At 57.3% G+C, this 21,100-nt stretch carries 23 protein-coding genes; 19 read left to right on the top strand and 4 right to left on the bottom strand.

All coding sequences use genetic code 11. From position 1 onward, the window contains the following. The first annotated feature begins 45 nt into the window (after nt 1-45). From ENTCL_RS15705 to rihA, 4 genes are all read left to right on the top strand, one after another. Nucleotides 46-786 (top strand): amino acid ABC transporter permease, encoded by a 741-nt coding sequence (locus ENTCL_RS15705; RefSeq protein ID WP_013367126.1) that lies wholly within the window; start codon nt 46-48, stop codon nt 784-786. Further along, nucleotides 786-1,460 (top strand): glutamate/aspartate ABC transporter permease GltK, encoded by a 675-nt coding sequence (gene gltK / locus ENTCL_RS15710; RefSeq protein ID WP_013367127.1) that lies wholly within the window; start codon nt 786-788, stop codon nt 1,458-1,460. The genes ENTCL_RS15705 and gltK overlap by 1 nt, the downstream gene beginning before the upstream one ends. Then, nucleotides 1,460-2,185 carry an amino acid ABC transporter ATP-binding protein gene (locus tag ENTCL_RS15715; RefSeq protein ID WP_013367128.1) on the top strand — a complete coding sequence of 242 codons (726 nt, stop codon included), beginning with the start codon at nt 1,460-1,462 and terminating at the stop codon, nt 2,183-2,185. Before gltK ends, ENTCL_RS15715 begins: the two co-directional genes overlap by 1 nt. 115 nt (nt 2,186-2,300) lie before the next feature. Further along, on the top strand, nt 2,301-3,236 hold the full coding sequence (gene rihA, locus ENTCL_RS15720) for a pyrimidine-specific ribonucleoside hydrolase RihA (protein WP_013367129.1): 936 nt from the start codon (nt 2,301-2,303) through the stop codon (nt 3,234-3,236). An 80-nt stretch (nt 3,237-3,316) separates the two neighbouring features. On the opposite strand, the gene ENTCL_RS15725 is transcribed toward rihA, so the two are convergent. Continuing rightward, entirely contained in the window at nt 3,317-3,799 is a 483-nt protein-coding gene (locus ENTCL_RS15725) for a zinc ribbon-containing protein (protein WP_013367130.1), read from the bottom strand. A gap of 214 nt (nt 3,800-4,013) precedes the next feature. Between ENTCL_RS15725 and leuS the strand changes: the two genes are divergently transcribed. The 14 genes from leuS (at nt 4,014) to lipA (ending at nt 19,012) form a co-directional block, all read left to right on the top strand. Next, the gene (gene leuS, locus ENTCL_RS15730) at nt 4,014-6,596 is read left to right on the top strand and encodes a leucine--tRNA ligase (protein ID WP_013367131.1); all 2,583 of its coding nucleotides are present in this window, start codon (nt 4,014-4,016) and stop codon (nt 6,594-6,596) included. A gap of 14 nt (nt 6,597-6,610) precedes the next feature. Continuing rightward, the gene (gene lptE / locus ENTCL_RS15735; RefSeq protein ID WP_013367132.1) at nt 6,611-7,198 is read left to right on the top strand and encodes an LPS assembly lipoprotein LptE; all 588 of its coding nucleotides are present in this window, start codon (nt 6,611-6,613) and stop codon (nt 7,196-7,198) included. Beyond that, nucleotides 7,198-8,229 carry a DNA polymerase III subunit delta gene (gene holA, locus ENTCL_RS15740; RefSeq protein WP_013367133.1) on the top strand — a complete coding sequence of 344 codons (1,032 nt, stop codon included), beginning with the start codon at nt 7,198-7,200 and terminating at the stop codon, nt 8,227-8,229. Before lptE ends, holA begins: the two co-directional genes overlap by 1 nt. Before the next feature lies 1 nt (nt 8,230). Then, complete coding sequence (gene nadD, locus ENTCL_RS15745) at nt 8,231-8,878, top strand: nicotinate-nucleotide adenylyltransferase (RefSeq protein ID WP_157865555.1); 648 nt, start codon at nt 8,231-8,233, stop codon at nt 8,876-8,878. Between the two features lie 265 nt (nt 8,879-9,143). Further along, nucleotides 9,144-9,461 carry a ribosome silencing factor gene (gene rsfS / locus ENTCL_RS15750; RefSeq protein WP_013367135.1) on the top strand — a complete coding sequence of 106 codons (318 nt, stop codon included), beginning with the start codon at nt 9,144-9,146 and terminating at the stop codon, nt 9,459-9,461. A 3-nt stretch (nt 9,462-9,464) separates the two neighbouring features. After that, nucleotides 9,465-9,932 carry a 23S rRNA (pseudouridine(1915)-N(3))-methyltransferase RlmH gene (gene rlmH / locus ENTCL_RS15755; RefSeq protein WP_013367136.1) on the top strand — a complete coding sequence of 156 codons (468 nt, stop codon included), beginning with the start codon at nt 9,465-9,467 and terminating at the stop codon, nt 9,930-9,932. A 27-nt stretch (nt 9,933-9,959) separates the two neighbouring features. Beyond that, the gene (mrdA, locus tag ENTCL_RS15760; RefSeq protein WP_013367137.1) at nt 9,960-11,861 is read left to right on the top strand and encodes a peptidoglycan DD-transpeptidase MrdA; all 1,902 of its coding nucleotides are present in this window, start codon (nt 9,960-9,962) and stop codon (nt 11,859-11,861) included. 2 nt (nt 11,862-11,863) lie between these two features. After that, nucleotides 11,864-12,976, top strand: a complete 1,113-nt coding sequence (mrdB, locus tag ENTCL_RS15765; RefSeq protein WP_013367138.1) for a peptidoglycan glycosyltransferase MrdB — start codon at nt 11,864-11,866, stop codon at nt 12,974-12,976. 10 nt (nt 12,977-12,986) lie between these two features. Then, complete coding sequence (gene rlpA, locus ENTCL_RS15770; RefSeq protein ID WP_013367139.1) at nt 12,987-14,147, top strand: endolytic peptidoglycan transglycosylase RlpA; 1,161 nt, start codon at nt 12,987-12,989, stop codon at nt 14,145-14,147. Nucleotides 14,148-14,289: 142 nt separating this feature from the next. Further along, nucleotides 14,290-15,489, top strand: coding sequence for a D-alanyl-D-alanine carboxypeptidase DacA (gene dacA / locus ENTCL_RS15775; protein WP_013367140.1), 1,200 nt, complete (start codon nt 14,290-14,292; stop codon nt 15,487-15,489). Between the two features lie 105 nt (nt 15,490-15,594). Beyond that, nucleotides 15,595-15,858, top strand: a complete 264-nt coding sequence (gene ybeD / locus ENTCL_RS15780) for a DUF493 family protein YbeD (RefSeq protein ID WP_013367141.1) — start codon at nt 15,595-15,597, stop codon at nt 15,856-15,858. A gap of 90 nt (nt 15,859-15,948) precedes the next feature. Beyond that, nucleotides 15,949-16,593, top strand: a complete 645-nt coding sequence (lipB, locus tag ENTCL_RS15785) for a lipoyl(octanoyl) transferase LipB (RefSeq protein ID WP_013367142.1) — start codon at nt 15,949-15,951, stop codon at nt 16,591-16,593. Between the two features lie 294 nt (nt 16,594-16,887). Then, nucleotides 16,888-17,841: a YbeF family transcriptional regulator gene (locus ENTCL_RS15790; protein WP_013367143.1), complete on the top strand. Its 954-nt coding sequence runs from the start codon at nt 16,888-16,890 to the stop codon at nt 17,839-17,841. Nucleotides 17,842-18,046: 205 nt separating this feature from the next. Continuing rightward, the gene (lipA, locus tag ENTCL_RS15795; RefSeq protein WP_013367144.1) at nt 18,047-19,012 is read left to right on the top strand and encodes a lipoyl synthase; all 966 of its coding nucleotides are present in this window, start codon (nt 18,047-18,049) and stop codon (nt 19,010-19,012) included. A gap of 89 nt (nt 19,013-19,101) precedes the next feature. On the opposite strand, the gene tatE is transcribed toward lipA, so the two are convergent. Continuing rightward, nucleotides 19,102-19,305 (bottom strand): twin-arginine translocase subunit TatE, encoded by a 204-nt coding sequence (gene tatE, locus ENTCL_RS15800; protein WP_013367145.1) that lies wholly within the window; start codon nt 19,303-19,305, stop codon nt 19,102-19,104. Nucleotides 19,306-19,432: 127 nt separating this feature from the next. Next, a complete protein-coding gene (locus ENTCL_RS15805; RefSeq protein ID WP_013367146.1) occupies nt 19,433-20,221 on the bottom strand; it encodes a deaminated glutathione amidase in 789 nt (262 codons plus the stop codon). An 86-nt stretch (nt 20,222-20,307) separates the two neighbouring features. Between ENTCL_RS15805 and crcB the strand changes: the two genes are divergently transcribed. Beyond that, on the top strand, nt 20,308-20,685 hold the full coding sequence (gene crcB, locus ENTCL_RS15810) for a fluoride efflux transporter CrcB (protein ID WP_013367147.1): 378 nt from the start codon (nt 20,308-20,310) through the stop codon (nt 20,683-20,685). Between the two features lie 56 nt (nt 20,686-20,741). Here the strand turns inward: crcB and cspE are convergent, their stop codons facing one another. Beyond that, complete coding sequence (cspE, locus tag ENTCL_RS15815) at nt 20,742-20,951, bottom strand: transcription antiterminator/RNA stability regulator CspE (RefSeq protein WP_000034826.1); 210 nt, start codon at nt 20,949-20,951, stop codon at nt 20,742-20,744. Nucleotides 20,952-21,100: the final 149 nt, after the last annotated feature.

The following is a 21,100-nucleotide window of genomic DNA, read 5'->3' on the forward strand; positions in this document are numbered from 1 at the left end:
TCTTCGAGGGTAGCGCTGCTACCCTTTTTTTTTCGGAGTAGATTTATGTCAATAGACTGGAACTGGGGTATCTTCCTGCAACAGGCCCCGTTCGGCAACACCACCTACCTCGGCTGGCTGTGGAGTGGTTTCCAGGTCACCGTCGCGCTGTCGATTACCGCCTGGATTATCGCTTTTATCGTCGGCTCGCTGTTCGGCATCCTGCGTACCGTTCCTCACCGCGCGCTCTCAAGCCTCGGCACGCTGTACGTAGAGCTGTTCCGTAACGTACCGCTTATCGTGCAGTTCTTTACCTGGTATCTGGTTATCCCGGAGCTGCTGCCTGAGAACATCGGGACCTGGTTTAAATCCGAACTCGATCCCAATATTCAGTTTTTCGTCTCATCGATGCTGTGCCTGGGCCTGTTTACCGCCGCTCGCGTCTGCGAGCAGGTACGCGCCGCCATTCAGTCGCTGCCGCGGGGACAGAAAAACGCCGGTCTGGCGATGGGCTTAACCCTGCCGCAAACCTACCGCTATGTTCTGCTGCCGAACGCCTATCGCGTTATCGTGCCGCCGATGACCTCGGAGATGATGAACCTGGTGAAAAACTCGGCCATCGCCTCAACCATCGGTCTGGTGGATATGGCCGCGCAGGCGGGCAAGCTGCTGGACTACTCGGCCCACGCCTGGGAGTCGTTTACCGCCATCACCCTGGCATATGTGCTGATCAACGCGGTGATCATGCTGGTCATGAATCTGGTTGAACGTAAGGTCCGCCTGCCCGGCAACCTGGGAGGCAAATAATGTACGCTTTTGACTGGAGTTCAATAATCCCTTCCCTGCCTTATCTGTTTGATGGGCTGCTTATCACATTGAAAATCACCGTCACGGCAATTGTCATCGGGATCGTCTGGGGCACGCTGCTGGCGGTTATGCGCCTGTCGAGCTTCCTGCCGGTATCGTGGTTTGCCAAAGCGTACGTCAACGTTTTCCGTTCAGTACCGCTGGTTATGGTGCTGCTGTGGTTCTATCTGATTGTTCCCGGCTTTCTGCAGCAGGTGCTTGGCCTGTCGCCGAAAACCGATATTCGCCTGATCTCCGCCATGGTGGCGTTTTCGATGTTTGAAGCGGCCTACTATTCGGAAATTATCCGCGCCGGGATCCAGAGCATCTCCCGCGGGCAATCCAGCGCCGCGCTGGCGCTGGGCATGACCCACTGGCAGTCCATGCAGCTCATCATCCTGCCGCAGGCGTTTCGCGCCATGGTGCCGCTGCTGCTCACTCAGGGCATCGTCCTGTTCCAGGATACCTCCCTGGTCTACGTTCTGAGCCTTGCGGACTTCTTCCGCACCGCCTCTACCATCGGCGAACGTGATGGTACCCAGGTTGAGATGATCCTGTTTGCAGGTGCCGTCTATTTTGTGATTAGTTTAAGCGCGTCGCTGTTGGTCAGCTGGCTGAAGAAAAGGACAGTGTAATGATTTTCCTGAAAAATGTTTCTAAATGGTATGGTCACTTTCAGGTGCTGACCGATTGCTCCACGGAAGTGAAAAAAGGTGAAGTGGTGGTGGTGTGCGGCCCGTCCGGCTCCGGTAAGTCGACGCTGATTAAGACCGTCAACGGCCTGGAGCCGGTCCAGCAGGGCGAGATCCTCGTCGACGGCACGAAGGTCAACGACAAGAAAACCGATCTGGCCAAACTGCGCTCCCATGTCGGTATGGTGTTCCAGCATTTTGAGCTGTTCCCGCACCTGTCTATCATAGAGAACCTGACGCTGGCGCAGGTCAAAGTGCTCAAGCGCGACAAAACCGCCGCCCGCGCCAAAGGGCTGAAGCTGCTGGAGCGCGTTGGGCTGGCGGCGCATGCGGAGAAATTTCCGGCGCAGCTTTCCGGCGGCCAGCAGCAGCGCGTGGCGATCGCCCGCGCGCTGTGCATGGATCCGGTAGCCATGCTGTTTGACGAGCCGACCTCGGCGCTCGATCCGGAGATGATCAACGAAGTGCTGGACGTTATGGTCGAACTGGCTCACGAAGGCATGACCATGATGGTGGTCACCCACGAGATGGGCTTCGCCCGTAAAGTGGCGAACCGCGTCATCTTTATGGATGAGGGTAAAATCGTTGAGGACTCGGATAAAGACGACTTCTTCGATAACCCGAAATCCGAACGTGCAAAAGACTTCCTCGCCAAAATTCTGCACTGATCCTCACGGCGCGCACCAATGTGCGCGCCGCTTCACGCTTTCCCGCCCGTTATCTCGTTTCTTTCGTGCCGTAGCGTTAACCTTATCGCAAAAATAATGCGTATAAGGAGATGCTATGACCCACCCCATTATTATCGATTGCGACCCTGGTCATGATGACGCTATTACCATTGTGCTTGCTCTCGCCTCGCCCGAACTGTCCGTGAAAGCCATTACCTCCTCCGCCGGAAACCAGACGCCGGAGAAAACCCTGCGCAACGTGCTGCGGATGCTGACCCTGCTTAACCGCAGCGATATCCCGGTCGCCGGCGGCGCGGTAAAACCGCTGATGCGCGAGCTGATTATCGCCGACAACGTGCACGGCGAGAGCGGGCTTGACGGCCCGGCGCTGCCGGAGCCGGGGTTTGCGCCGCAGCCGTGCACCGCCGTTGAGCTCATGGCGAAAACCCTGCGCGAAAGTCCGGAGCCGGTCACCCTTGTCTCAACCGGCCCGCAGACCAACGTCGCGCTGCTGCTGAACAGCCACCCGGAGCTGCACAGCAATATTGCCCGCATCGTCATCATGGGCGGCGCAATGACGCTCGGCAACTGGACGCCTGCGGCGGAGTTCAACATTTTCGTCGACCCGGAAGCCGCGGAAATCGTCTTTCAGTCCGGTATTCCGGTGGTCATGGCCGGTCTTGACGTCACGCACAAAGCGCAGATCCATGCCGAAGATATCGAGCGTTTTCGCGCCATCGGCAACCCGACAGCCACGATCGTCGCCGAGCTGCTCGACTTCTTTATGGAGTACCACAAGCAGGAGAAATGGGGCTTTGTCGGCGCGCCGCTGCACGACCCCTGCACCATCGCATGGCTGCTGAAGCCGGAGATTTTCACCGCCGTCGACCGCTGGGTCGGCGTGGAAACGCAGGGGAAATACACGCAGGGAATGACGGTCGTCGACTACTACTTCCTGACCGGTAATCAGCCCAACGCCACGGTCATCCTCGACGTCGACCGCCAGGCGTTTGTCGACCTGCTGGCGGAGCGGTTAGCGCGTTACGCCTGAAGCCTGCGCGTATCCGGCCTGCAAAGTGTTAAATTTGTAGGCCGGATAACACGCGCCGCGCCGCCGTCCGGCACGGGCGATCAGGGCTCAAACGGCTGGCGCTGAAACTGATCGTGCCCGCACTTCGGACAGTGCGGCAGGATATCCGGCGAGTAGATAGCCAGATGATGGTGGCACTTCTCGCACACCAGGTTGCCCAGTCCCACCACCTCGCCGCTGTGATAGACGCCGTGATGGTTCAGGTCCTGAAACACCTCGCGCCACTCCAGCTGGGTTTTATCGGTAATGTCCGCAAGCTCCTGCCAAAGGCTCTCTTTAATGACCCGCATGAAGACGCTGTCGGTGAGCTCATCCTGGCTTTCGTGGTAGCTCAGCGCGAACTCCTCAAGGTCACGGCGTACCGCCCGCGTCAGCTCCTCGATTTCCGTGCGCGTTAACTCCCCGGTCTGGCTGACGCGCTGACGCGCCTGCTCCACCAGCGCATCGATATCGCGCTCACCGTGGCGCAGCCGTTCCGTTAGCGTAGTGACCAGTTCGCGATAATATTGAGCAACCTTGTTCATTGTTTCATCTCCCGGGCGGTTAACGTCTTCTAATAATAGACCTTATTTGCTCAGCACTTTGTCAACCCGGACACAGACCCGGTAAATATTCGCCGCCGCTTAATGTGTGAAAGGCTGTTTTGACGTGTCCGTTTGGGCTATGCTATGCGGATCTGAGATACCACATCCATTGGCTACGTTTGTAGCTGTATTGAAAACAGGACCACTGGCTGCCATGCAAGAGCAATACCGCCCGGAAGAGATAGAATCGAACGTCCAGCAACATTGGGACGAAAAGCGCACTTTTGAAGTCACTGAAGACAACAGCAAAGAGAAATACTACTGCCTGTCGATGCTTCCCTATCCTTCTGGCCGACTACACATGGGCCATGTGCGTAACTACACCATTGGCGATGTGATTGCCCGTTACCAGCGCATGCTGGGTAAAAACGTGCTGCAGCCGATCGGCTGGGACGCATTCGGTCTGCCGGCGGAAGGGGCGGCGGTCAAAAACAACACTGCGCCTGCGCCGTGGACGTATGACAACATTGCCTACATGAAAAACCAGCTCAAAATGCTGGGCTTCGGCTATGACTGGAGCCGCGAGCTGGCGACCTGCACCCCGGAATACTACCGTTGGGAGCAGAAGTTCTTTACCGAGCTGTATAAAAAAGGCCTCGTGTACAAGAAAACCTCCGCAGTGAACTGGTGCCCGAACGACCAGACCGTCCTGGCGAACGAACAGGTTATCGACGGCTGCTGCTGGCGCTGCGATACCAAAGTTGAGCGTAAAGAGATCCCGCAGTGGTTCATTAAGATCACCGCCTACGCCGACGAACTACTGAACGATCTGGACAAGCTGGATCACTGGCCGGATACCGTGAAAACGATGCAGCGTAACTGGATCGGCCGTTCCGAAGGCGTGGAAATCACCTTCGATGTGAACGGTTATGACAACACGCTGACCGTTTACACCACCCGCCCGGACACCTTCATGGGCGCTACGTACCTGGCGGTCGCCGCGGGCCACCCGCTGGCGCAGAAAGCCGCAGCGGGCAACCCGACGCTGGCGGCGTTTATCGACGAATGCCGTAACACCAAAGTGGCCGAAGCCGATATGGCGACTATGGAGAAGAAAGGCGTCGATACCGGTTTCAAAGCGATTCACCCGCTGACCGGCGAAGAAATTCCGGTCTGGGCCGCTAACTTCGTGCTGATGGAATACGGCACCGGCGCGGTCATGGCCGTTCCGGGTCACGATCAGCGCGACTATGAATTTGCCACCAAATACGGCCTGACCATCAAACCGGTTATTCTGGCCGCTGACGGTTCTGCGCCGGATCTCAGCGCCCAGGCGCTGACCGAAAAAGGCGTGCTGTTTAACTCCGGCGAATTTGACGGTCTGGGCTTTGAGGATGCGTTTAACGCCATCGCCGACAAGCTGGCCGCCAAAGGCGTGGGCGAGCGTAAGGTGAACTTCCGTCTGCGCGACTGGGGCGTATCCCGTCAGCGCTACTGGGGCGCGCCGATCCCGATGGTCACGCTGGAAGACGGCACCGTGATGCCGACGCCGGAAGATCAGCTGCCGGTTATCCTGCCGGAAGACGTTGTGATGGACGGTATCACCAGCCCCATCAAAGCCGATCCTGAGTGGGCGAAGACCACCGTTAACGGCCAGCCGGCGCTGCGCGAAACCGACACCTTCGACACCTTCATGGAGTCCTCCTGGTACTATGCGCGCTACACCTGCCCGCAGTATCAGGAAGGCATGCTGGACGCCGACGCCGCCAACTACTGGCTGCCGGTGGACATCTACATCGGCGGTATTGAACACGCCATCATGCACCTGCTCTACTTCCGCTTCTTCCACAAGCTGATGCGCGACGCGGGTATGGTCAGCTCCGACGAACCGGCGAAACAGCTGCTGTGTCAGGGGATGGTGCTGGCGGACGCCTTCTACTACGTGGGTGAAAACGGCGAACGTAACTGGGTATCGCCAAAAGACGCCATCGTCGAGCGCGACGAAAAAGGCCGTATCGTGAAGGCGAAGGACGGCGAAGGCCATGAGCTGGTGTATACCGGCATGAGCAAGATGTCCAAGTCGAAAAACAACGGTATCGACCCGCAGGAAATGGTTGAGCGCTACGGCGCGGACACCGTGCGCCTGTTCATGATGTTCGCCTCCCCGGCGGATATGACGCTGGAATGGCAGGAATCCGGCGTTGAGGGGGCGAACCGCTTCCTGAAACGCCTTTGGAAGCTGGTTTACGAGCACAACGCCCAGGGCCCGGTTGCGGCGCTGAACGTCGATGCGCTGAGTGACGATCAGCAGGCGCTGCGTCGCGACGTGCACAAAACGATTGCCAAAGTGACCGACGATATCGGCCGCCGTCAGACCTTCAATACCGCAATTGCGGCTATTATGGAGCTGATGAACAAGCTGGCGAAAGCGCCGACCGACGGCGAGCAGGATCGCGCTCTGCTGCAGGAAGCGCTGCTGGCGGTAGTGCGTATGCTCAACCCGTTCACCCCGCACATCTGCTTCACGCTGTGGCAGACGCTGGGCGGCGCAGGCGATATCGATAACGCGCCGTGGCCGGTCGCCGATGATAAAGCGATGGTAGAGAACAGCACGCTCGTCGTGGTTCAGGTCAACGGCAAGGTTCGCGGTAAAATCACCGTACCGGTTGATGCGACTGAAGAGCAGGTGCGCGAGCGTGCAGGCCAGGAACACCTGGTGGCAAAATATCTTGATGGCGTTACCGTGCGCAAAGTGATTTACGTGCCGGGTAAACTGCTTAACCTGGTCGTTGGCTAAGCGCAGGAGGAAGCGTGCGAATTCTGACAACGTTGTTGTTATCTCTGGCGGTACTGGCTACCGCCGGATGCGGTTGGCACCTGCGTAGCACAACGCAGGTTCCGACTTCCATGAACAAAATGATCCTGGATTCCGGCGATCCGAACGGCCCGCTGAGCCGCTCGGTGCGCAACCAGCTGCGTCTTAACGGTGTTGAAATCGTTGAGTACAGCGCGGTGAATAAGGATATTCCGTCGCTGCGTCTGCTTGGCGCGGGTATCTCTAAAGATACCGCGTCCGTATTCCAGAACGGCCAGACCGCGGAATACCAGATGATCCTGACCGTCAACGCCAGCGTGCTGATCCCGGGTCACGACATCTACCCAATCCAGACCAAGGTGTATCGTTCCTTCTTCGATAACCCGCAGCAGGCGCTGGCGAAAGATGCGGAGCAGGACATGATCATCCAGGAAATGTATGACAAAGCCGCAGAACAGCTGATTCGTAAGCTGCCAAGCGTGAAGGTGGCGGAGAAAAGCGCCGCCAGCAACAGCGAAAAACCGGCGGCGGGCAGCAGCAGCGCCCCGGCCGGAACGCGTGTTTCCACCACGCTGGGTAACTGATGATTCGGTTGTACCCGGAACAACTTCGCGCGCAGCTCTCTGAAGGGCTGCGCGCGGCGTATCTGCTGCTCGGCAACGATCCTCTTCTGCTTCAGGAAAGCCAGGACGCCATCCGCGAACAGGCGGCCTCTCACGGCTTCGACGAACACCATACCGTCAACATTGATACCAGCACCGACTGGAACGCCCTGTTTTCCCTGAGCCAGGAACGAAGCCTTTTCGCCAGCCGCCAGACGCTGATGCTGCTGCTGCCTGAAAACGGCCCCAACGCCGCCATTAATGAACAGCTCAATGCGCTGATCGGGCTGCTGCATGACGATCTGCTGCTGATCGTGCGCGGCAATAAGCTCACCAAAGCCCAAGAGAATGCGGCCTGGTTTACCGCGCTGGCGCAACGCTCGGTGCAGGTCGCCTGCCAGACCCCGGAGCAGGCGCAGCTGCCCCGCTGGCTGGCCGCTCGCGCCAAACAGCAAAATCTGCATCTTGATGAGGCCGCCAGCCAGCTGCTGTGCTATTGCTATGAGGGTAACCTGCTGGCGCTGGCGCAGGCGCTGGAGCGGCTGTCGCTGCTGTGGCCCGACGGTAAGCTGACGCTGCCGCGCGTTGAGCAGGCGGTCAATGACGCCGCGCACTTCACGCCGTTCCACTGGCTGGACGCGCTGCTGGCGGGGAAAAGCAAGCGCGCGCTGCACATCCTGCAGCAGCTGCGTCTTGAGGGCGGCGAACCGGTTATCCTGCTGCGAACCCTGCAACGCGAGCTGCTGCTGCTGGTGAATTTAAAACGCCAGTCTGCGCACACGCCGCTGCGCGCGCTGTTTGATAAGCACCGCGTCTGGCAAAACCGTCGTCCGCTGGTCAGCGACGCGCTCAACCGGTTGAGCGCGGATCAGCTGCGCCAGTGCGTATCGCTGCTGGCGCGTACCGAACTGACCCTTAAACAGGACTACGGCCAGTCAGTCTGGGCCGAACTGGAAAGTCTTTCGCTGTTGTTTTGCCACAAAGCGCTGGCAGATGTTTTTGTTGATGGTTGATATGAAGCAATTGCAGGCTATTTACGGCGGCACCTTTGACCCGGTGCATTATGGACACCTCAAGCCGGTGGAGACCCTGGCCAATCTAATTGGATTAACCAAAGTCATCATTGTGCCGAACAACGTCCCGCCGCATCGCCCGCAGCCGGAGGCGAGCAGCGAGCAGCGCAAGCATATGCTGGCGCTGGCAATTGCCGATAAGCCGCTGTTTGTGCTGGACGAGCGAGAGCTGCAGCGCGATACCCCCTCTTATACCGCCGAGACGCTGCGCCATTGGCGCCAGGAGATCGGGCCGGAGAAGCCGCTGGCGTTTATCATCGGCCAGGACTCGCTGATCAATTTTCCCACCTGGCACGACTACGAGAGCATTCTTGATAACGCGCACCTGCTGGTTTGTCGCCGCCCCGGCTATCCGATGATGATGAAAGACGATGCGCATCAGCAGTGGCTCGACGCACACCTCACCTCAAGCGCAGACGACCTGCATTTTCTGCCGGCGGGCAAAATTTACCTGGCCGAAACGCCGTGGTTCAATATCTCCGCCACCCTTATCCGCGAGCGGCTGCAGCAGGGCGAATCCTGCGCCGATATGCTGCCCGCCTCCGTTCTGACCTACATTGAACAGCAGGGCCTGTACCACACGCGCTGACGGTTTCTCAGATTTTCTCCAGGTAAGCCCTCCTCAGACCATTGACACGCACTCACAGACTGCTATTCTCCGCAGCCAGACTTCTCCCACCCGACGGTTTACAGAAATTGTTTTACAAAAATGGCGATGCATTCATGGCGTTGGGATGGGATGATAGCCCGCCTGTCACGCCCGTCGGGTGACATTTGTCCCGACAACACCGCCATTTCAGGTATACTGACGGGCCGTTTATTGTTATTAATTCATCACCCCAGGGGGAATTCACTTGCAGGGTAAAGCACTCCAGGATTTTGTAATCGACAAAATTGATGACCTGAAAGGTCAGGACATCATTGCCTTAGACGTTCAAGGTAAATCCAGTATCACCGACTGCATGGTTATCTGTACCGGCACCTCCAGCCGCCACGTGATGTCCATTGCTGACCACGTTGTCCAGGCGTCCCGCGCCGCGGGCCTGATGCCGCTTGGCGTGGAAGGCGAAAATGCCGCAGACTGGATCGTCGTTGATTTAGGCGATGTGATTGTCCACGTCATGCAGGAAGAAAGCCGTCGCCTGTATGAGCTGGAAAAACTCTGGGGTTAATGCGTGAAGCTGCAGCTCATCGCCGTCGGCACCAAAATGCCGGATTGGGTTCAGACCGGATTCACCGAGTATTTACGCCGTTTTCCGAAAGATATGCCGTTCGAACTGGTGGAAATCCCCGCCGGTAAACGCGGTAAAAACGCGGACATCAAGCGTATCCTCGAGAAGGAAGGCGAAATGATGCTGGCCGCGGCGGGCAAAAACCGTATTGTGACGCTGGATATCCCAGGGAAACCCTGGGATACGCCGCAGCTGGCCCGCGAGCTGGAGCGTTGGAAGCAGGATGGCCGCGACGTCAGCCTGTTGATTGGCGGCCCGGAGGGATTATCCCCGGCCTGTAAAGCCGCCGCAGAGCAAAGTTGGTCCCTTTCCACGCTAACGCTCCCCCACCCTCTGGTGCGAGTGCTGGTCGCAGAAAGCCTGTACCGGGCGTGGAGCATTACCACCAACCATCCTTATCACCGTGAGTAATGATGACCAGGTTAGATTAAGCAGCGGATGAAATTACAGAATTCTTTTCGCGACTATACGGCTGAGTCTGCGCTGTTTGTGCGCCGGGCGGTGGTCGCCTTTACGGGGATTTTGCTGCTTACCGGCGTACTGATCGCCAACCTCTATAATCTGCAGATCGTCCGTTTCACCGATTACCAGACGCGCTCGAACGAAAACCGCATCAAGCTGGTGCCGATTCCCCCGAGCCGCGGCATCATTTACGACCGTAACGGCACGCCGCTGGCGCTGAACCGGACGATTTACCAGCTTGAGCTGATGCCGGAGAAGGTCGATAACCTGCAGCAGACGCTGGACGACCTGCGCAGCGTTGTCGACCTCACCGACGACGATGTCGCCAACTTTAAAAAAGAGCGCTCCCGCTCTCACCGCTTTACCTCTATCCCGGTCAAAGTCAACCTGACGGAAGTGCAGGTCGCGCGCTTTGCCGTAAACCAGTACCGCTTCCCCGGCGTGGAAGTTAAAGGCTATAAGCGCCGCTACTATCCGTACGGCTCCGCGCTGACCCACGTCATTGGCTACGTGTCGAAAATTAACGATAAAGACGTTGAACGGCTGGATAAAGACGGCAAGCTTGCCAACTACGCCGCCACGCACGATATCGGCAAGCTCGGCATTGAGCGCTACTACGAAGATGTTTTGCATGGCCAGACCGGCTACGAAGAGGTTGAGGTTAACAACCGCGGCCGCGTTATTCGTCAGCTGAAGGAAGTTCCGCCGCAGGCCGGACACGATATTTACCTGACGCTGGATCTGAAGCTTCAGCAGTACATTGAAACCCTGCTCGCCGGTAGCCGCGCCGCGGTGGTCGTGACCGATCCGCGCAGCGGCGGCATTATGGCGCTGGTGTCGATGCCAAGCTATGACCCGAACCTGTTCGTCGACGGCATTTCCAGCAAAGACTACTCGACGCTGCTGAACGACCCCAACACGCCGCTGGTCAACCGCGCGACGCAGGGGGTTTACCCGCCGGCATCGACGGTAAAACCGTATGTGGCGGTCTCTGCGCTCAGCGCAGGCGTCATCACCCGCAGCACCGGCTTATTCGACCCCGGCTGGTGGCAGCTGCCCGGCTCCGAAAAGCGTTTCCGCGACTGGAAAAAATGGGGCCACGGCCACCTGAACGTCACCAAAGCGCTGGAGGAATCCGCGGATACCTTCTTCTATCAGGTGGCGTACGACATGGGGATCGATCGCCTCGCCGAGTGGATGGGGAAATTTGGCTACGGTCATTATACCGGTATCGATCTCTCGGAAGAGCGCTCCGGCAACATGCCGACCCGCGACTGGAAGCTCAAACGCTATAAGAAACCGTGGTACCAGGGCGACACCATTCCGGTAGGGATCGGCCAGGGCTACTGGACGGCGACGCCGATACAGATGAACAAAGCGCTGATGATCCTGATTAACGACGGCGTGGTGAAAGTGCCGCATCTGCTGATGAGCACCGTCGAGGAAGGCAAGCAGGTGCCGTGGGCACAGCCGCATGAGACTCCGGTCGGCGATATCCATTCCGGCTACTGGGAAATCGCTAAAGACGGGATGTACGGCGTGGCCAACCGCGCGAACGGCACCGCGCATAAATACTTTGCCGGCGCGCCTTACAAGATTGCGGCGAAATCCGGTACCGCGCAGGTCTTCGGCCTGAAGGCGAACGAAACCTATAACGCGCATAAAATCGCCGAACGTCTGCGCGACCATAAGCTGATGACCGCTTTTGCGCCTTACGACAATCCCCAGGTCGCCGTGGCGATGATTCTGGAGAACGGCGGCGCAGGGCCGGCGGTCGGCACCATTATGCGCCAGATACTTGACCACATTATGCTGGGCGACAACAACACCGATCTGCCGTCAGAAAACCCGGCAGCCGCAGCGGCGGAGGACCAATAATCATGACGGATAATCCGAACAAAAAATCGCTGTGGGATAAAATCCACATCGACCCCACCATGCTGCTTATCCTGCTGGCGCTGCTGACCTACAGCGCCCTGGTTATCTGGAGCGCCAGCGGCCAGGACATCGGCATGATGGAGCGTAAAATCGGCCAGATCGCCATGGGGCTGGTCATCATGGTGGTGATGGCGCAGATCCCGCCGCGTGTCTACGAAGGGTGGGCGCCGTGGCTATACATTTTCTGTATTATCCTGCTGGTGGCGGTTGACGCCTTCGGCGCCATTTCGAAAGGGGCGCAGCGCTGGCTCGACCTTGGCGTTGTGCGTTTCCAGCCCTCGGAAATCGCCAAGATCGCGGTGCCGCTGATGGTCGCGCGCTTTATCAACCGCGACGTCTGTCCGCCGACGCTGAAAAATACCGCCATTGCGCTGGTGCTGATTTTCCTCCCGACGCTGCTGGTTGCGGCGCAGCCTGACCTCGGTACGGCAATCCTCATCGCCCTTTCCGGCCTGTTCGTGCTGTTCCTGGCGGGGCTAAGCTGGCGGCTTATCGGCATCGCGGTGGTGCTGATCGCCGCGTTTATCCCCATTTTGTGGTTCTTCCTGATGCATGACTATCAGCGTCAGCGCGTTATGATGCTGCTGGACCCGGAAACCGATCCGCTCGGCGCGGGTTATCATATTATTCAGTCTAAAATTGCTATTGGCTCCGGCGGCCTGCGCGGCAAAGGTTGGCTGCACGGCACCCAGTCGCAGCTGGAGTTTCTGCCGGAACGTCACACCGACTTTATCTTTGCGGTACTGGCGGAAGAGCTGGGGCTTATCGGTATTCTGGTGCTGCTGGCGCTGTACGTGCTGCTTATCATGCGCGGGCTGTGGATTGCCGCCCAGGCGCAAACCTCCTTTGGTCGCGTCATGGCCGGGGGTTTAATGCTGATTTTATTCGTTTATGTCTTCGTAAATATTGGTATGGTGAGTGGGATCTTGCCGGTGGTAGGCGTACCGTTACCGCTGGTCAGCTATGGGGGCTCAGCCCTGATCGTACTGATGGCCGGGTTTGGTATTGTGATGTCGATACACACCCACAGAAAAATGTTGTCGAAAAGCGTATAAGGGGAGCGCAATGCGTAAGCAATGGCTTGGGATCTGCATCGCAGCGGGACTGCTGGCAGCGTGTTCAAGTGATGATGGTCAACAGCAGACCGTCACGGCGCCGAAGCCGGCGGTCTGTAATGGGCCCGTCGTGGAAATCAGCGGTGCCGATCCGCATTATGAATCTCTGAATCCATCGGCGAATCAGGATTATCAGCGCGACGGCAAGAACTATAAAATTGTTCAGGACCCGGCGAACTTCAGCCAGACGGGTCTTGCCGCCATCTATGATGCGGAGCCGGGCAGTAATCTCACCGCCTCCGGCGAGGCGTTTGACCCTATGCAGCTGACGGCCGCGCATCCTACGCTGCCGATCCCAAGCTATGCGCGAATCACCAACCTGGCGAATGGCCGTATGCTGGTGGTGCGCATTAACGATCGCGGCCCGTACGGCAACGATCGCGTGATTTCGCTGTCGCGCGCGGCAGCGGATCGCCTGAACACCTCCAATAACACCAAAGTGCGCATCGACCCGATTATCGTGGCTCCGGACGGCTCGCTTTCCGGCCCCGGCATGGCCTGTACGACGGTGGCGAAACAAACCTACGCCCTGCCTTCCCGCCCTGATTTGAGCGGCGGTATGGGCGGCGCGTCTTCGGCGCCACAGGTCTCCTCTCCTCAGGGGGATGTAAAAGCCATCAGCAACGATACGCTCAAGCCGCAGGATAATACCGGCGCACCGGTAAATTCCGGCGGCTTCCTCGGCGCGCCAACGCCGCTCGCCAGCGGCGTGCTGGAAGATAACGCTCCGGCCGCAACGCCCGCCGCACAGCCTGCTGCGCCAACCGCCGCGGCGCAGAGCCAGGGCACGCAGAACGCGCCGGTGACCGCGCCGGGCTCCGTGCAGGGCAACACCAGCCATACCGCAGCGCCTGCCGTTGCCGCCACCGCCGCCGCTGCGGCCTCCGGCAGCTACGTGGTGCAGGTCGGCGCCGTCAGCGATCAGGCGCGCGCGCAGCAGTATCAGCAGCGTCTGAGCCAGCAGTTTTCAGTGCCCGGCCGCGTGACGGCAAACGGCGCCGTCTGGCGGATCCAGCTAGGGCCGTTCGCCGACAAAGCGGAAGCCAGCACGCTGCAGCAGCGTTTACAAAGCGAAGCGCAGCTGCAGTCGTTTATTACTCACGCCAACTAATAGATGGAACGGGCATCCTGCAAGCGCTGCGTATGTAAAAGTCGCTAACACTCTCGTACGTAAACCAGGATGCCTGCTCATAGAGCATTTGCTATAGTAAGGCACTTTTTTTAACTCCATCACGGATGTCGTTGTTCTGACCATGAAGACCTCTTTTTCTGCTCGTTTACTCATCACGGCGCTGTCCGTTGCGGCGCTCTCCTCCGCCGCGCATGCCGATGATCTGAATATCAAAACTATGATCCCTGGCGTTCCGCAGATTGACGCGGAGTCGTATATCCTTATCGATTACAACTCAGGGAAAGTTCTGGCGGAACAAAACGCTGACGAACGCCGCGACCCAGCCAGCCTGACCAAAATGATGACCAGCTACGTCATCGGCCAGGCGATGAAAGCCGGGAAGTTCAAGGATTCCGATCTGGTCACCGTCGGCAACGACGCCTGGGCCACCGGCAACCCGGTATTCAAAGGCTCATCGCTGATGTTCCTCAAACCAGGCATGCAGGTGCCGGTCTCGCAGCTGATCCGCGGGATTAACCTGCAGTCGGGTAACGACGCCTGCGTGGCGATGGCCGACTACGTCGCCGGCAGCCAGGACGCGTTCGTCGGACTGATGAACAACTACGTCAACGCGCTGGGCCTGAAAAACACCCACTTCCAGACCGTTCACGGCCTGGACGCTGACGGTCAGTACAGCTCCGCCCGCGATATGGCGCTGATCGGCCAGGCGCTGATCCGCGACGTGCCGAACGAATACTCCATCTACCGTGAAAAAGAGTTTACCTTTAACGGCATCCGCCAGCTGAACCGTAACGGCCTGCTGTGGGACAACAGCCTGAACGTGGACGGCATCAAAACCGGGCATACCGACAAAGCGGGCTACAACCTCGTCGCTTCCGCGACCGAAGGTCAGATGCGTCTGGTGTCCGCCGTGATGGGCGGCCGCACCTACAAGGGTCGCGAGACCGAAAGTAAAAAGCTGCTGACCTGGGGCTTCCGCTTCTTTGAAACCGTCAGCCCGCTGAAGGCAGGGAAAGAGTTCGCCTCTGAACCGGCCTGGTTCGGCAACACCGACCGTGCCTCCCTGGGCGTGGACCAGGACGTCTACCTGACCATCCCGCGCGGCCGAATGAAGGATCTGAAAGCCAGCTATGTGCTGAACTCCACCGAACTGCACGCGCCGCTGCAGAAAAACCAGGTTGTCGGCACCATTAACTTCCAGCTGGACGGCAAAACCATCGAACAGCGTCCGCTGGTGGTGCTGCAGGAGATCCCTGAAGGCAACTTCTTCGGTAAAATCATTGATTACATTAAGTTAATGTTTCATCACTGGTTTGGCTAAAAAGTGAACACTTGAAAGTGTGATCTTTATCCCCATATAATGATTATCAGAAACATTACTCCCGCGCCTGACGCGGGAGTAATTCTTTATACCACTGGAGCTGACATGAAAACCAAACTTAACGAACTGCTTGAATTCCCTACTTCGTTCACCTACAAGGTGATGGGTCTGGCGAAGCCTGAGCTGGTTGATCAGGTGGTTGAAGTGGTACAGCGCCATGCGCCTGGTGATTACTCCCCGCAGGTAAAACCGAGCAGCAAAGGCAATTACCACTCGGTATCCATCACCATCACCGCAACGCATATCGAACAGGTTGAGACGCTGTACGAAGAGCTGGGCAATATCGAAATCGTTCGTATGGTGCTGTAAACCCCGTTGCCCGGTACTCGCCGGGCAACCCGCCTCCCGTCTGTGATATAATCCCCAGCCATTGTTCCCCTTCTCCCCGGAGATGCCGTTTTGGATCTGAACACCATTCTTATCCGCCAGCTCGGTTTACAACCCTACGAGCCCGTTTCCCAGGCCATGCATGACTTCACCGATAGCCGCGATGAGTCGACGCCAGATGAAATCTGGTTGGTTGAGCATCAGCCGGTGTTTACTCAGGGCCAGGCGGGTAAAGCTGAACACGTGCTGGTGCCCGGCGATATTCCCGTCATTCAGAGCGACCGAGGCGGCCAGGTGACCTACCACGGCCCGGGCCAGCAGGTCATGTACGTACTGCTCAACCTGAAGCGCCGCAAGCTCGGCGTACGCGAGCTGGTTACGCTGCTTGAGCAAACCGTGGTCAATACCCTGGCGGCGTACGGTATTGAGGCGCGCGCGCGGGCAGATGCGCCCGGAGTATACGTCGGCGAGAAGAAGATTTGTTCGCTGGGTTTACGCATCCGCAAAGGCTGCTCTTTCCACGGCCTGGCGCTCAATATCGCCATGGATTTATCGCCGTTTTTACGCATCAACCCCTGCGGCTATGCGGGAATGGAAATGGCGCAGATGCAGCAGTGGTATGCCGACGCTGCCCCCGAAAATATATCGCCCGTGCTGGTCGCTAATTTTTTAGCATTACTAAACAATCCACCACATCAATATATTGACGCTGAATAAATTTAATGGTTTGGCCTGATGTTTTGTCGGGCCGCCCTTCCTTTTATCCCCCCGCCCTTTACATTAACCCTGAGTTTCTATATTTTCCCTGCACCTGTACAGAACATCAGGCGACATATACAGGATGTCCCGTCTGCCCTCCCAGGAACACGAGACCCGTCGAAGACAACGACACAACCCATTGATATATGGTCATATCAATGTCAGTCTCCGTAGGTAAACATTCAGCTTAATAATAGCAGCAAATACAACTTCAACTATTATTCATACGGTGAATAAATACGGAGTATAAGCGTGGAATATAAAGATCCCCCGGAAAACCGAATAGGTTCGCGGCTGGAGAGCGATACCCCGCAAATTTTTAGAATGCTACGCAATATCGACCTTAATTTATTGACGGTTTTTGAGGCGGTATATGTGCACAAAGGCATCGTTAATGCCGCGAAAATTCTTAATTTGACGCCGTCGGCAATTAGCCAGTCCATTCAAAAATTGCGCACCATTTTCCCCGATCCGCTGTTTATTCGTAAAGGCCAGGGTGTGACGCCAACGGCGTATGCCACCCACCTGCATGAGTACATCAGCCAGGGTCTGGATTCTATCCTCGGCGCGCTGGACCTGAGCGGCGGGTATGACAAACAGCGCACCATGACTATTGGCACATCGCCTACCGTGGGCGCTCTCGTGATGCCCGCTATCTATCAGAGCGTCAAATCCCGCTTCCCGCAGGTTCTGCTACGCAACGTCGCCGTCACCGACGCCAGCGCCCAGCTAAACCAGTTTCAGACCGATCTGGTCATTGATACCCACGCGGTCGGTACCCGCGCTCATGGACACCATCTGCTGTACCGGGACAGCATGGTGCTGGTTGGTCGCCAGGGCCATCCGGCGCTCGCGGCCTGCACCCCGCCCGAGGCGATGACTCAGTACGAATACACCCTGCTGATGCTGGAAGGCGCCGCGCATGCCGAACTGCGTAAGCGAATCTATGAGATTTTCCCGGAGCGGCAGATTAGCTTCAGCAGCTATAACCTCGTCACCATCGCCGCGCTGATCGCCGGCAGCGATCTGCTGGGTCTGATGCCCTTCCGCTGCTTCTCGCTGTTCGCGCGCTGCTGGCCGCTGCAGGTTATCGATTTCCCGGCTATCGCCGATGAATCCGTCGACGTTGCGCTGTACTACAACAAAATGAGTCTGCGGGATGAAATGCTGCAAAACGTGATTGCCGCTATTTGTCAGGTATTCTGACGCGTGTTGCCTGGTTCTGCCCCGCTGTAAACGCTTGTGCGCACATAAAGCAACAACTGGTTTACAAATTCGCGGGTGGCCAGGCTGCTTATCACTCTGATTAATGGTATACTGCCTGCATAAAATTCAAAAATAGTTGATAAATACAACATTTACTTGAATTTGAAAGCTTTCCTTCGTTACTCGCAACTGGAACACGCACGCTATGAGTAAACCCATTGTGATGGAACGCGGTGTTAAATACCGCGACGCCGATAAAATGGCCCTTATCCCGGTTAAGAACGTGGCTACCGAGCGAGAAGCTCTGCTGAGAAAACCGGAATGGATGAAAATCAAACTTCCGGCTGACTCATCCCGTATCCAGGGAATCAAAGCGGCGATGCGCAAAAACGGTTTACACTCCGTTTGCGAAGAGGCCTCCTGCCCGAACCTCGCGGAATGTTTTAACCACGGTACAGCCACCTTTATGATCCTCGGGGCTATCTGTACTCGTCGCTGCCCGTTCTGCGATGTGGCCCATGGCCGTCCGGTTGCGCCTGACGCCAACGAACCCCAAAAGCTGGCGCAGACTATCGCCGACATGGCGCTGCGCTATGTCGTTATCACCTCCGTTGACCGCGATGACCTGCGCGACGGCGGCGCCCAGCATTTTGCTGACTGCATCAGCGCCATTCGCGAAAAGAGCCCAAGCATCAAGATTGAAACGCTGGTGCCGGACTTCCGCGGCCGTATGGACCGCGCGCTGGAGATCCTCACCGCCACGCCGCCGGACGTGTTTAACCACAACCTTGAGAACGTACCGCGTTTGTATCGCCAGGTACGCCCGGGCGCGGACTACAGCTGGTCCCTGAAGCTGCTGGAGCGTTTTAAAGAAGCGCACCCGGAGATCCCAACCAAGTCAGGTCTGATGGTCGGTTTGGGTGAAACCAACGCCGAAATCGTCGAGGTCATGCGCGACCTGCGTCGCCACGGCGTCACCATGCTGACCCTCGGCCAGTATCTGCAGCCGAGCCGCCACCACCTGCCGGTACAGCGCTACGTCAGCCCCGACGAGTTTGAAGAGATGAAAGCGGAAGCGATGGCGATGGGCTTTACCCACGCGGCCTGCGGCCCGTTTGTTCGCTCCTCTTACCATGCGGATCTGCAGGCAAAAGGGATGGAAGTGAAGTAAGTCTGAAATATTGATTTACAACTTCGACAAAAAAACCGGCAGTTGGCCGGTTTTTTTTGTTGTTCCGCACGCCGCAACCGGCCGCACTCTTACTCTTTATGAGAGATTTTGTCTGCCGGGACGTCTTCTTCAGCGCTCTTCTTCACGCTGGTATCATCGTCATTCATGGCTTTTTTGAAGCCTTTGATCGCGCTTCCCAGGTCTCCGCCCAGCGTACGCAGCTTCTTGGTACCAAACACCAGGACAATCAGTGCGGCAACCACCAGCAGTTTGGTAATACTAATCTCACCCATAGATACCTTCTTCATTAAAACAGGCTGCAAAATGCGCCACTAAAACCGTAGCTAATTAACGGACATTTGGCGCGCGCACACAATAGCAATCTGTAACAAGGTGAATCAAGCGTTGTTTAAAAAAACATCACATAATTTGCGGTGGCGCAAAACGCCGGTTACGCAGGACGGGCAGCTGCGCGCGCACCTCTTGTAAACAGGTTTTACTAATATCAGAAAAAATCAGCTGCGGTAAACTCCCGGCACCCGCAAGCGTGACGCCGAGCGGATCGATTATCCGGCTCTGGCCGATATTTTTATTACCGCATTCACCGGCGGCAACAATGTAGCAGGTGGTGTCCAGCGCACGCGCCGCCAGCAGCGACGCCCAGTGGTGCTCCTTAAGCGGCCCGCGAAGCCAGGCGGTGGGCAACACCAGCACCTCAGCGCCCTGCAGCGCCAGCGCCAGCGCCATCTCCGGAAAGCGCAAATCATAGCAGGTCATCAGCCCGACCAGCATCCCGTCGACCTCAACCAGAGGCGGCAAGCGGTCGCCCGCGTCCACCCGCCGGGATTCCTGTACGGAAAAGGCATCATAAAGGTGCAGTTTCCGGTACTGCGCGATAACCTCGCCGCCGCGCAGCACGACCAGCGTATTCGCCGCCCGCCCGTCCGTCGTCGGCACATGGAGAGTCAGCACCGTGGTCAGCGCATTACGCCGGCTCTCTGCGCTCAGCGCGCTCAGGAAGCCGCCCGTCAGCGGCTGTGCCGAGTTTACCGACATATCCGGGTCATTATCGTGCCGCGCCAGCAGCGCTTCAGGGAGCACCAGTAAAGACGCTCCCTCCTCTGCCGCCCGCCGCATCAGCTCAACGCAGAGCTGCGCATTTTTGCACCACTCCGGCGTCACCACAAATTGTCCTGCTGCAACACGCATAGCCTGCTCCTGTCGTCCCGCCGTAGCCAGAAGGCGGCTTCAGCGCTAAGATAATTCTCTCATTATTCTGATAGCAGGAAATCGTGGTGTTACAACTTCTTTTGGCTGTATTTATTGGCGGGGGAACGGGCAGCGTGCTGCGCTGGGTACTGGGTATGCGGCTAAACCCGCTGCATCACGCGATTCCTGTCGGTACGCTGACGGCTAACCTGCTCGGGGCGTTTATCATCGGCGCCGGGCTGGCCTGGTTTAACCGGATAACCACCATCGACCCACTCTGGAAGCTGCTGATCACCACGGGGTTCTGCGGCGGTCTGACGACGTTTTCGACTTTCTCTGCGGAAGTGGTCTTTCTGCTGCAGGAAGGACGCCTGGGGTGGGCGCTGATGAACGTGGCCGTCAACCTGTTCGGTTCCTTCGCCATGACGGCGCTGGCTTTCTGGTTGTTCTCCGCCGCCCGGTAAAAAAAGGCGAAAAAAAACCCGCCAATGGCGGGTTTTGAATTCTACTGACGTTATGCTTACAGAGCGGTTACGTTTGCAGCAGAAGGGCCTTTGGCACCGTTAGTGATTTCAAACTCTACACGCTGACCTTCAGCCAGAGTTTTGAAGCCATTGGTCTGGATAGCGGAGAAGTGTACGAACACGTCTTTGCTGCCATCTTCCGGAGTAATGAAACCAAAACCTTTGGACTCATTAAACCACTTAACGTTACCTTTAATCTTAGACATCAAAATTACCTTTACATGAAAAAACGACACAAATGCTGTGTCGAGTAACAGTACAGCAATTGTGGTGGCTTTTGTCCAGTGTAAGTTAACTAAAAAGTGATAAAAGTCTCTAAGTTTTTATTTCAGTAACGGTTAGTCATTGTTTTTAC

This window comes from [Enterobacter] lignolyticus SCF1 (assembly GCF_000164865.1).
Lineage (GTDB): Bacteria > Pseudomonadota > Gammaproteobacteria > Enterobacterales > Enterobacteriaceae > Enterobacter_B > Enterobacter_B lignolyticus.